The 11,808-nt window shown below is 43.4% G+C and carries 8 protein-coding genes; 5 read left to right on the forward strand and 3 right to left on the reverse strand.

Features of this window, described 5'->3' with window-relative positions; all coding sequences use genetic code 11:
- Positions 1 to 41: 41 nt before the first annotated feature.
- Positions 42 to 2,000 (reverse strand): methyl-accepting chemotaxis protein, encoded by a 1,959-nt coding sequence (locus DXX92_RS06260; protein WP_115999675.1) that lies wholly within the window; start codon positions 1,998 to 2,000, stop codon positions 42 to 44.
- A gap of 186 nt (positions 2,001 to 2,186) precedes the next feature.
- On the opposite strand from DXX92_RS06260, the gene DXX92_RS19315 reads away from it, so the two are divergent.
- On the forward strand, positions 2,187 to 2,321 hold the full coding sequence (locus DXX92_RS19315; RefSeq protein WP_281269071.1) for a hypothetical protein: 135 nt from the start codon (positions 2,187 to 2,189) through the stop codon (positions 2,319 to 2,321).
- Between the two features lie 55 nt (positions 2,322 to 2,376).
- Here the strand turns inward: DXX92_RS19315 and DXX92_RS06265 are convergent, their stop codons facing one another.
- Positions 2,377 to 3,501, reverse strand: a complete 1,125-nt coding sequence (locus tag DXX92_RS06265; protein ID WP_220347628.1) for a hypothetical protein — start codon at positions 3,499 to 3,501, stop codon at positions 2,377 to 2,379.
- 280 nt (positions 3,502 to 3,781) lie between these two features.
- On the opposite strand from DXX92_RS06265, the gene DXX92_RS06270 reads away from it, so the two are divergent.
- From DXX92_RS06270 to DXX92_RS06285, 4 genes are all read left to right on the forward strand, one after another.
- Positions 3,782 to 4,879, forward strand: coding sequence for an efflux RND transporter periplasmic adaptor subunit (locus tag DXX92_RS06270; RefSeq protein WP_115999676.1), 1,098 nt, complete (start codon positions 3,782 to 3,784; stop codon positions 4,877 to 4,879).
- A complete protein-coding gene (locus DXX92_RS06275) occupies positions 4,876 to 8,034 on the forward strand; it encodes an efflux RND transporter permease subunit (RefSeq protein WP_115999677.1) in 3,159 nt (1,052 codons plus the stop codon). The genes DXX92_RS06270 and DXX92_RS06275 overlap by 4 nt, the downstream gene beginning before the upstream one ends.
- Before the next feature lie 535 nt (positions 8,035 to 8,569).
- Positions 8,570 to 9,229, forward strand: coding sequence for a nitroreductase family protein (locus DXX92_RS06280; RefSeq protein WP_115999678.1), 660 nt, complete (start codon positions 8,570 to 8,572; stop codon positions 9,227 to 9,229).
- Positions 9,230 to 9,447: 218 nt separating this feature from the next.
- A complete protein-coding gene (locus tag DXX92_RS06285; RefSeq protein WP_147301938.1) occupies positions 9,448 to 10,608 on the forward strand; it encodes a helix-turn-helix domain-containing protein in 1,161 nt (386 codons plus the stop codon).
- Positions 10,609 to 10,819: 211 nt separating this feature from the next.
- Here the strand turns inward: DXX92_RS06285 and DXX92_RS06290 are convergent, their stop codons facing one another.
- Complete coding sequence (locus tag DXX92_RS06290) at positions 10,820 to 11,527, reverse strand: PEP-CTERM sorting domain-containing protein (protein WP_115999680.1); 708 nt, start codon at positions 11,525 to 11,527, stop codon at positions 10,820 to 10,822.
- Positions 11,528 to 11,808: the final 281 nt, after the last annotated feature.

Genomic DNA, 11,808 nt, shown 5'->3' on the forward strand with positions numbered 1-11,808 from the left:
CTTTTTTAGTTTTCCTTTTTAGTTTTCTTTATCTCAACTAACTACACCTTAAATTTCTGAACTAACGCATTCAAATCTGCCGAAAGCGTGTTGAGGTCCTGCGAGTTTTCGCCAGCTTGCGACGAAATCACCGCGACTTCATCGGCTGCCATCTTAATTTCTACAACGTTTCGGCTGATATCTTCTGCCACCACTTGCTGCTCTTCTGCCGCGGCTGCTATTTGCGTGTTCATTTCACTGATGGCATCAACCGAGCCAGTAATACTATCAAAAGAGGTTTTAGCCTCTTGTGTAAATTCGATTGTTTGCTGTGATTTATCAACGCTGATTTCCATATCATTCGACACGCTTTGCGTCATATTTCTTAATTTGCCCAGCTGATGAGCGATTTCTTCGGTGGACTCGTGGGTGCGTTGTGATAGCGCACGGACTTCGTCGGCGACCACAGCAAAACCACGCCCTTGCTCGCCCGCACGTGCGGCTTCAATGGCTGCATTTAATGCCAATAGGTTGGTTTGCTCGGCAATGCCGCGAATCACGTCTAATATCGAAGTGATGTTTTCACTTTCTACATCGAGATGGCGAATGCTATCAGCGGATTTTTGCGTTAGCTCGCCGAGTGCTTGTACGCTCACAACCGCTTGTTCAATAAGCTGTTGACCTGATTCTGCTGAGTCTTTTGTGGCATTTGCAGAATCGGCTGCACTTACACAATTGCTGGCCACTTCATTTGCAGTTGCTGCCATTTCATTGATGGCTGTTGCAGATTGGTCAAGGGCTTCCAGTTGTTGCTTGATCGACGCATCTAAATTGCTCGATAACGCTGATGTTTGGTCGGCAGACTGGTTCACATTCTCGCTGCTTTGATTAATTTCTTTAATTAACTGGGCAATTGAGCCTAAGAAGCGGTTAAAGCTTTCTGACAGTTTACCTGTTTCGTCATTGGTTTTGATGTGCAAACGTTTGGTAAGGTCACCACCACCTTGTGCTATCTCTTCAAGCCCTTCGGTAACGGTAACAATAGGCTTTGAAATAAGCCTTGCTAGGTAGACACCTAAAATTGCAAATATCACGAGTAACACTGCGCTAATAATGACGATAAGTACTGCCATGCTATATGCAGATGCGAGTACTTCGGAGCTTTCCATCATGCTAACGTATTTCCAGCCCATTTGGGGCGAGGTGTAGATATTGGCAAGGTAGGTTTCGTCGTATATTTCAAGTTCGACTACGCCATTGCTCTGCTGAGCAATTTCGGAGAAAACGCCGTTTTCAATTTCGGCGAGTTGTTTAAAGTTATGATCTGGGTACTTGGCATCGACTAGCACATTGCCACTATCTTCTATCACCATCAAATAACCGGACTCGCCAATCCTAATTTTCTTCGCCATTTGAGTAAGTTCTTTAAGCGACACATCCATGCCTGCAACGCCAACTAACTGCCCATTGTTGGTGATGGTTCTAACGGTAGAAACGATCACTGCGTCGTCTGGTTCCCAGTAATAGGCATTTGTACGCACCGCTTCACCTTTTCCTTGTAAACCACGTTGGTACCATGGTCGAGGGCGAGGATCATAGTTAGCGCTGATGCTGCCAATTGGCCATTGCAGGTAGCCACCAGCTTGATTACCAAGATAGATGTATGAGATCCCTTCGTGGCTTGCGCCAAAGCTGTCAAAGTCGGCAAATATTTGTTGCTCTAATTCACTATTTTGGCGAGGAGTCATCTCGGTTGATTGCGTATTTTCAAGATAACGGGCGATATCTTGGCTCGCATTTTTAACGAATTGATTTTCTGTTATGTAGATAACGTTCTTGGCTATTTCTTTAAAAAACAATTCAACAGCATGATCAACTTGCTTTACTTCGCGGGTATTATTCACTTCAAAGTCTATATAAGCCTGATCAATTATTTTATTGATCATTAATACCGAAATGGTGAATAAAGGAAGTGTAATGGTTGCGATAAATGCTGAGATAAGTTTTTGTGAAATGGTCATTTATTTACCTTAACAACGGTGGCCTACTAATAAAATTAGTAAGCTTTTGCTGATAGTCAAACAAATGCCGAAAGGAATTGTACCTCCTAGGTGATAACACTTGCTGTCATGAAGCTACTTTATGTTTGAGGAATAGAAAGCTCAGTAAGAGGAATAGAAATTTCTGTATGAAGCATAGCTAGCAAAATGAAAGCTGCGACGCTAAGAGGAAAAGTTGATGCACTAGCTAAGGGAAACAGAAAGGGCGGGTTAGAATATAGAAAAGGCTTTGAATTAAACAAAGCCTTATCAGCAGTACCAATTGAATTACCGCAAGTATAGATAGGTTTCTCACGTGTACGGTTGAGCTAACAGATACACTAAGAAAACCAAGTGACTAGAAGTAGTAGCCGATATTGATATTTAGGCGTGAACGCCATCTTTCAGGACCTTGTTCAATACCTACACCTGGGCCACCGACAAACCACATATTTTTACCGGCAATCCAATCTACGTAGGTATATAAACCGCCTTTAGCAATTGCACAGCCGGTAACGTTTTGAATCGATTCAGCCAAGCCAGAACGATCATTCGGGTCAATCAAGGTCACTTCGTTGTAGCAAGTAATGCTATCGACAAGATCATTGTTGTAGGTAAACGTTTTGGCAATGTTTAAATTACTGAGTGTTGCTTTAGCGGCAATATCAAAAGGAAACTCAAACGCTGAAAGGGCAATTCTATGATCTGCTGTACCTAAGCTTTCTTCAGTATCATAGTCGTATTGCATTAGCTGGCCGCTAACTTTCCAACTGCCAAAGGTGCCAACATAATGCGCGCCTGCCGCCCAGTGGTCGCCTTTGTCTTGCGACTGGCTATTGATAAATTTGCCTAATTGGGCAGATGCTCCCACTGTGTGGTTACCCAGTTGATATTGAATGCGACCGTTAACTTGGCCATCTTCGCGGTTAGCTCTTTCGTCAGTACTAGCAATATCAAACGAGTAACGACTGTATCTTGCGCCATCATCATACTCAGCATTAAAGAAGTAGGCTAAATCAGCATTCCAGCCATCACCTTTGGTTTGCCATTTTACACCCGTGTCGTAATCATCTTCCAAGCCAACATAGTAAGCACCAGTAAACCAGAAACTGTTTGAGGCGTATGGTGCGATACCAAAGGGCACTTGCGTAACACCAGCAATAACTGTGTTGTTTTCATCTACTTTGTAGCCAACTTCAGCATGATGAATGGCGTCAAAGTCTTGATACCAACGAAATTGAGCATCAAGATACCATTTGTCTTGGCTGACATCGGCGTCGATTCGAAACAGCTCAATTTCAAATTTACCGTTAGAGTCATTGTCATAGTCCCGCCAGCCGTAATTTAGGCGAACAGCGCCGCCAATGTTAACTTCTGGTGAAGCACTCGCAGCTTGTGCGTATGTAGGCATAAAATAATGAGTTGAAGTGGTAATCAGTGCTATGGCTAGGGCTAATTTTCTGGGTTTTACAGTGTGAAGCATGTTTTCGACTTTTTTTGGACGTGTTAGCTCGTATTCTAGCTAAGCTATAGATAAGTGCATAGCAAATCGGCAATTTATTCGATTAATTGTGATTTAACGCAATCAGCTTATGTAAAGAAAACGTAAAGAATATACCCGCATATTACAAATAGTATGTGGATCTTTTACTCTATTAACGTATTTAATAATAATTATCATTTAAAGGTTGGTTACTTTGATAGCTAAACACACAAAGATCGCGACATTACTGCTGCTAACTGTTTTGGGCTGTATTAGCTCTATGACAAAAGCAATCGCTGAGCAACAAAACGGGCAAGCCGCGCCGACTAAGGTAGATGTGCTAAAGGCTGAGGAGCAAGCGTTGCGACAAACCTTATCACTTACCGGCACAGTTGAAGCGCGCCAGCATGCACAACTGGCAACTTTAGAGGCGGGCGTTGTTGCTGCTATGCTAGTTGAAGCGGGCGACTATGTCGCCAAAGGTGACCCTTTGCTGGTGCTTGATGACAAACTCGCTGCGCTAACTTTGGCACAGCGCGAGGCGTCGCTTGCTGCTGCTCACGCTGCGTTAATTGAAGCACAGCGCCTGTATGAAGAAGTGGTGACACTTTCGAAAAAGCAACTTGTTGCTGAAACCTTGATGGCGGAACGAGAGTCTGGAGTTGCTATTGCTAATGCTGAATTTAAGCGAGTACAGGCTGAAGTTGCACAGCAGCAAGAAGTTGTTAATCGCCATCGTTTGTATGCACCGTTTGACGGTGTGATTAGTGAACGCCATGTTGACCTCGGTGAATGGATTACCCAGCAGCGCCCCGCATTCACTTTAGTTGAGCAAGCAAAGCTCAGGCTTAAACTGGCCATTCCACAAGAGTATTTTAGCCAGCTATCGAGCGCTAACCTTACTAACCGTGAAAACAGTGTAAATGGCCAAATAATTGGGGTTGAAGTGAGCCCTGATGCAGCGCCAACCAATATCGCAAACCCTCCGATAAGCGCTACCTTAAGCCGTATTGTCAGTGATGCTAGTAATACCAGTCGTACGATCACTGGCTATGTTGATTTGCCGCAGGCTGAAAATTTGGTTGCTGGCATGTCAGCGCGCGCTGACATTATTTTACCTAGTACGCGAGATCAGCTTAGTCGTTTAATTTGGCTGCCGAAAACGGCAATAAAACAGCATCCTGACGGTGGTCGTAGCGTATTTACCGTTGAGCAGAATCGCGCCAAACGTCACCTTGTCAAAGTGGTTGAGACACAAGGAGAGCAAGTCGCTGTAACTGGCGCACCTAGCAATAGTGATTTTGTGGTCACTGGAGTTGCCTTGTTAAAAGATGGCGCGTTATTGGCTGTTAATCGCATCAAAGGAGCGAAGCAATGATAGCATCAGCGGTTAGTCGTGGAACCTTGGTCGCGGTAATTGCATTAATCACTACCATACTAGGCTTGGCGGCAGCACTTAATATTCCGGTGCAAATGATTCCTGATCTTGAGGTGCGTACAATCACAGTACAAACGGGGTGGCCGGGAGCAACGCCGCAAGATGTTGAGAAAGAAATACTCATTGAGCAAGAACGTTACTTACGCAGTTTATCAAACCTCAAACGCATGGTTTCTTATGCGGAAATGGGGCAAGCACGAATTGAGTTGGAGTTTCCTTTTGGTGTTGATGCGAATGACGCCTTGATTCGCGTGAATAATGCGCTTAGCCAAGTACCAGCGTACCCTGAAAACGTTGATCAGCCGCGCTTATTTTCTAGCTCATTTTCTGGCAATGCCTTTATGTACTTTGTGTTAAAACCCGTGCAAGGCAACCCGTTGAATCTAGATGTGGATTTACTGCGAGATTTTGCCGAGGATTATATTCGACCGCGTATGGAGAGCGTGTCAGGGGTGTCAGAAGTTGGCGTGCGTGGAGGGGCACAGCGACAGATTCAAATTAAAGTAGATGCTGCCCGCTTAGCGCAGCGGGGCATTAGTTTACCGCAATTACGCACGGCAATTCGCAATCGCAACAAAGATAGCTCCGCAGGTGATATTGAAAGTGGCGCCAGCCGCTATTTATTGCGTGTGATTGGTCGCTTTGAAGAACTTAGCCAGTTAGAAAATTTAGTGATTACCCGCCGTGATAATGCCAACATTCTGCTCAAAGACGTTGCAACGGTTACCTTAGATCATTTTGAAACACGTCGATTATCGTTCAACGATGGAGAACGCACGTTAAGTTTATCGGTCAGGCGAGAGAGCGGCTCGAACGTACTAGCCATTAAAGAAGCCATGCTGCCTGTTGTTGCCGATATTAACCGTCAGTTGCTGGCACAAAATGGCTTGGAATTAAAGCTGACCAGTGATGACGTGCAATACGTACAGAGTTCGCTTAACAATGTTTGGGTTAATTTAATTTTAGGCGCTTTGTTAGCCACCTTAGTCATGTACTTCTTTTTACGCTCGGGTAAAGCCACCTTAGTGGGCGTGATGGGGATTCCAATTTGCACTATTGCGGCATTTTTTGCGCTAATGATGTTTGGCCGCACAATCAATGTGATTTCACTAGCAGGCGTTGCCTTTGCCATTGGCATGACAGTAGATAATACCATTGTTGTACTAGAAGCGATTATTCAGGCGAAACGGCAAGGGGTTAGCAAAGTTAAAGCGGCTATTACTGGCGTTAGTGAAGTATGGCCAGCGGTACTGGCTTCTACTTCCACAACGGTATTAGTTTTTGCGCCAATTTTATTTGTTGAGCAAGAGGCAGGTCAGCTGTATTCAGATATTGCTATTGCCATTTCAGGCGCAATTATCGCGTCAATGTTAGTGGCGATATTTATTGTGCCAGCGGCACTGGCCAATATCAGCAAAAAAGAAGATCTCAAACAGGGGCAGCAGTTTACTTTATCAAAACGATGGCTTGGTTTGGCAATGTGGTCTACAAAGAGTAAATCAAGAGCTCGAACTGCCGCGCTTGCGTTTATTGTTGCTACATTAGGAGCTGCGTATTTGCTAATGCCAGCAGCAGAATATTTGCCGGAAGGTGAGGAGCCGAAAGCGTTTTCTATGATGATAGCACCGCCTAACTATAACTTATCGGAAATGGAGAAAATCGGCACTGAGCTTAGAGCCTATTTTGATCAGTATGTGCAGGCAGGCGGTGAAGACTATGCCAGTGGCAAAACCAATATGCCGCCACTGGCTTATTATTCAATGTCGGTTTCGGTTGGGCGAATTTGGCTGCTAAGCGCTCCTGTTGAGCCTGATAATATTAATGCCATGATGACGGCGATAACGGAAAAATTCCGCAGTTATGACAACATGCGCGCGTTCTCAGCAAGGGGGTCAATTATCTCAAGTAATGACGGTGGCACAAGAGCTGTCGCGGTTGATATTTCTGGTAGCAACATTACCGAGTTATACCAAGCAGCAGAGGCGGTTTATGAACAGGCCAATGTTTTTTTCGATAATCCGCAAATAAATTCAGAGCCAAGATCGCTAACACTAGACCAGCCCTTGATTGAAATTAAACCTCGCTGGCATCGCTTGGCTGAGCTCAACATCAACAATAATGATTTTGGCTACTCGGTTGCGGCAATGAGCGATGGTGCCTATGTCGATGAGTTTATTCTCAACGACGATAAAATTGATATTTTCATGTTTAGCGGTGCGGGCAATCAACAAAATTTGGAAGAACTTGCCGTCACTCCGATTGTTACATCTGCTGGGCAAGTGCTGCCATTACATGCACTTGCTGACTTGAAAGAGAGCAAAAATAGTAACTCGGTGCGCCGTGTCGATGGCAACCGAACCGTTACTGTTTATATTATTCCGCCGCGCATTGTTGCCCTAGAAACTGCTGAACAAATTGTGCGTGAACAGCTTTTGCCTACCCTTTGGCGCGATGGAAAAATAGCGCAAGGTATTAACGTGAGCATCAGTGGTGCAGCTGATCAATTAGAGGCAACTAAAAACTCACTCTCTGGAAATTTCTTAATCGCCTTAGTGTTAAGTTATTTGCTCTTGGTCGCCATTTTTACTCACTGGCGTTACCCTATGTTTATTTTGGCAACAGTGCCATTAGGCATGGCTGGCGGCTTGTTGGGGTTAGTTGCGGTTAATGGTGTTAATAGCTTGCTATCGTCAATGGGCATCTCGGCGAGCCATCAACCCTTTGATATGATCACCATGCTTGGGTTTTTAATCTTGTTAGGTACTGTGGTGAATAACCCCATTTTGATTGTTGACCAAACGCGCCGTTTTGTTATTGACCAAGGTATGGCGGCGAAGGAAGCAGTGATAGCAGCTGTCAACAAACGACTAAAGCCCATTTTAATGTCAACCGCAACGACCATATTTGGCCTAGCACCACTCGTTTTAATTCCTGGTGAAGGAACTGAGTTATATCGCGGCGTGGGCATTATTGTGCTGAGTGGTATTTTGGTATCTACGTTGTTGAGTTTAACATTCTTACCTGCCTTGTTGGTGGCGGTTATAGGTGACAAACCTGCCATGGCCGCACAGCCCAAATTGGCGCAAACGAGCTAAGGTATAAATTGTCAGAAATGAGAAAACAGAAAAACCGCTTCTTACTGATATGTAGGGGGCGGTTTTTTGTTTACTCTTGTTTCGTCAAAGTTAATTTGGTTTGAGATAGCTTAGCTGGCTTACGTTCAGTTTATGGTAAAAGCTGGCTAGCTTTTCAGTGCTAAGTATTCAGCGTCAATGTTCAGCGCCAAGTATTTATTACCAAGTGTATATTGCCAATAGCGAATCGCTATTGCTTAAAGGATTAAAAGACCTAGGTGTATCGATATTTATTGTTTAGTTTTACTTGCAAAAGCGTTACTAAGCTAATGAAACTTGTTTCTTTTTGTAATTTGAATACCAACCCATGTTTATTTTTATTATTTGAAAACAAGGTGTTATTGGATTATCAATTATTCCTTTATAAAGTTTTTCCAATTTCTGTATTTTTCGCCACGATTGAATTCTGTATTCTGCGCGCCGTTGACAAATTCTGGTGGTCTCGCTGCTAGTGAATGTCACATTAGCAATAGCAGACAAAGTAGTGGAGAAAGATATGTCTCATCAAATTATCAAAGATTTAAGCGATCGTTACACCGTTAAAAAATACGACGCAAGCAAGAAAATTTCGGCTGAAGATATGGCAGTGATTAAAGAATCACTTCGCTTATCAGCGTCTTCAATTAACTCACAGCCGTGGAAGTTTATTATTCTTGAAACAGATGAAGCGAAAAAACGTTTCCACGACACATTTGCAAACATGCATCAGTTTAACCAACCACATGCAACCGAAGCATCGCACGTGATTTTATTCGCTTACAACCCAAGCTATACAAAAGATGACTACCGTAAAGTGGTTGATGTTGAAGTGTCTTCTGGTCACTTACCTGAAGAAAGATACAATGACATGTTAGATGGCGCGTTTGGTTTTGCTGAAGCAAATACTGATGAAAAAGGCAACAACAGTGATTGGACTAAAGCGCAAACATACTTAGCACTAGGCAATACACTACACGTGCTAGCGCGCTTAGGTATTGGCTCTACTCCGATGGAAGGTGTTGATCCTGCGCTTATCAGCGAAATTTTTGCTGAAGAGCTAGACGGCCATGTGTGTGACGTTGCGCTAGCAATGGGTTATCACAAAGATGGTGAAGACTATAACTACGGTCTACCAAAAGCACGCTTGCCTCAAGAAGCTACCATTACTGTGTTATAAGCTTTTAACAGCTCATCAATTTAAATTTTTGAAAATCAAATACCTATCTGTACTGTTTGTATCGATAGGCATTTTTGTATAATAGGGTTGATAGCTCGCAAAAAATAGATATTATCTGCCGTCCACTTGTTCCGTTAATCTCTTGTTAATAAGGACTTGTTGTTAGCTCGCTAAGCAAACATAATATCGCCACTTTAATCGCCAATTTGGGTAACTTTGTGGATCAGCAACCGAGCCTTGTGTTAACTGAGATAGTTGTTCGTTTATTAGCGGAAAGCTCAGTGCCAGCGGCATTGACAATTGAGCAGTGCGCGCAGTCTTTGTCCATGAGTATGACGTCGTTTCGTCGCAAGCTAGCGCAAGAAGAAACCAGCTATAAACTAATCCAACAAAAGTACCTTAATGAACTTTGCGTTAAGGCTTTGCTTACTGAGAAACCCAAAATTGAAGCTCTGGCAATATCACTTGGCTACTCTGAGCGTGCGACTTTCGAGCGTGCTTTTCGACAAAAGTTTGGTATTACGCCATCAAGGTTTCGAGAGCTTTCGTTAAACCACGGGGCGCAGCGCCGTCAGAATTTAATTGCTATTGCCAACGACTTGCCACCTATGCCAGATAGCTGTGCTAAATTGCTCGCCGAAAGCGACAGTGGGACACTTGACTTGGCCTGTGCGGTTGCCATTATCGAAAAAGATCCTGTATTTTCCGGACGAGTTATCGGCCTTGCCAGCAAGGCCATTTATGGCAAAACGCCGACGGACTTACGCGAGGCTATAGGAAGAAATCTAGGAATAACAACGGTGGTTAATCTTGCGGTTTTATACGCTGTCAAAGATGCGCTACAACACCATGTAGATCCCATGATTATCGAACGTTATTGCCAAGCATTTGAGCTTGCTCCCAAGCTTATGCAACTAACGCGTAAGCAAACAACTTCTGCGTGGTTTGCCGATCATGCGCTAGCTGAGCAAATGTTGGTATTTGGTTTGTTAGGTATTTTTTTACTCGCGCATCAAAGTACAGAGCACCAAGCGTTAATTGTGCACTCGGTATCCGGTATTGATGATCTATCAACACTTAATCATCACCTACAGCAAAGCTTGTCGTTAAGTTTATTTGGCGCGTCTTCGTTATTGCTTTCCATTTGGCATTTAGATGCCGGAATCATTAAACAGCTCAATCAACTCGAACAAATTTGCTTGAGCAAGAGTAAAGCGAGCCATGAGAGTAAGCTAATGATGTTATTACTTAATTGTTTGTACCGCATCGCAGCTGAACATCAGGGCGTTGATGATTTGTTTGAGAAAGCTGAGCTACTTGGTATTGAAGGTTTTGAAACGATATATCAAGAATTTATAAATCAAGGCTGTGCTGCTTGATAACTAAAGCCTAAAAAGCAAGCAGGTTTAAAGCGAGAGGTCTGAAGAGGGAAAGTAAAACGAAGAGGAAATAGCTGAATACGTCTTATACGTTAAACCGAGGGTGAACTTTCTTAATCAGCCAAATGTGGGGGCTGGCTTATGACCAAGAAAGTTCGAGAAATCGGTTAATACTGACAATTAATGTTGACAAGTAAATAAATTGAAAACACTACTTATTCGCTTGTCTGCGTCTAAAGCCAAATAATGCTGCGCCACCTAGCATAAGTGCAATAACAGGGGGCTCGCTAACTGCAACAAGTGAAACATTATCAATTAAACCGCCTAGTGTGTTTTGAGCACCCACCGAGGCAAAGCTTAATGCCATTTCTGTTGCCGTTGCTTTAAATTGCACAGTTTGCACCTGCCAGTTTGGAATCGCGCTGCGGCTGCCATCGGCAATATGTTTAGCTTGCAAACTCTGATCAAAATTAACATCCGCATCATGCCAGTAAACATGAATAGCGTTATCGTTATCACGATTAGTTCTTGGCTTGTAATAAAACTCAAGCTGATAATTTTGACCAATCACTAAGGAGTCGATGATTTGCGTCATTGCTGAATTTGAGGCACCTCTAGTGTGCGAATCAAGCTCAACATGATATTGACCATCTTGTGAATTAGTTACAACATTCTTCTGTAGCTCAATGCCGTTACCATAACTGGTTTGCCAGCCGGGTAAGTTATAAAACACATCCCAAGCGCTATTTCTCTGGGTGAAATCAGCAAGATTTGTGTTAAATATTTGCCCTTGTGCTTTGCTACTGTCATCAAATAATAACTGCTCAAAGCTTCCGTTTGTGATTAACGATGCATTAGCTGCGATGCTTGCACTTAGCAATGATGACGCAATTAGCATGCGCTTCAATAGAGTAGCCATTGTCTTACCTAATCCAACCTTAGTGTCTTCCTTTGCTACTAAGTATAAATTTTCAGCTAAAGGCAAAATATGGCTAAACTGTCCAATTTGTTAAAAAATAGTAAATATTAGGGCGTGTTGATCTTTCGAGATTGAATTTTGTTCAACCTAAACGCTTTCTGATCGCGGCGCTCGCTTTGTCGCATAGTCGTTCTCGGCTTTGTCTCCTGAGTCGCCCTAGCTCCTGCATCCATGCAGTCGTATGTAAAAAGCGAGCAACAATGAGCAGGAAGCGTTTAGAT

Source organism: Thalassotalea euphylliae (assembly GCF_003390395.1).
GTDB classification, from domain to species: domain Bacteria; phylum Pseudomonadota; class Gammaproteobacteria; order Enterobacterales; family Alteromonadaceae; genus Thalassotalea_F; species Thalassotalea_F euphylliae_C.

Bases quoted from the DNA above. Each gene is read 5' to 3' on its own strand.
- DXX92_RS06260 (WP_115999675.1), bottom strand. From the start codon at position 2,000: ATGACCATTTCACAAAAACTTATCTCAGCATTTATCGCAACCATTACA.
- DXX92_RS19315 (WP_281269071.1), top strand. From the start codon at position 2,187: ATGAAAGCTGCGACGCTAAGAGGAAAAGTTGATGCACTAGCTAAGGGA.
- DXX92_RS06265 (WP_220347628.1), bottom strand. From the start codon at position 3,501: ATGCTTCACACTGTAAAACCCAGAAAATTAGCCCTAGCCATAGCACTG.
- DXX92_RS06270 (WP_115999676.1), top strand. From the start codon at position 3,782: ATGACAAAAGCAATCGCTGAGCAACAAAACGGGCAAGCCGCGCCGACT.
- DXX92_RS06275 (WP_115999677.1), top strand. From the start codon at position 4,876: ATGATAGCATCAGCGGTTAGTCGTGGAACCTTGGTCGCGGTAATTGCA.
- DXX92_RS06280 (WP_115999678.1), top strand. From the start codon at position 8,570: ATGTCTCATCAAATTATCAAAGATTTAAGCGATCGTTACACCGTTAAA.
- DXX92_RS06290 (WP_115999680.1), bottom strand. From the start codon at position 11,527: ATGGCTACTCTATTGAAGCGCATGCTAATTGCGTCATCATTGCTAAGT.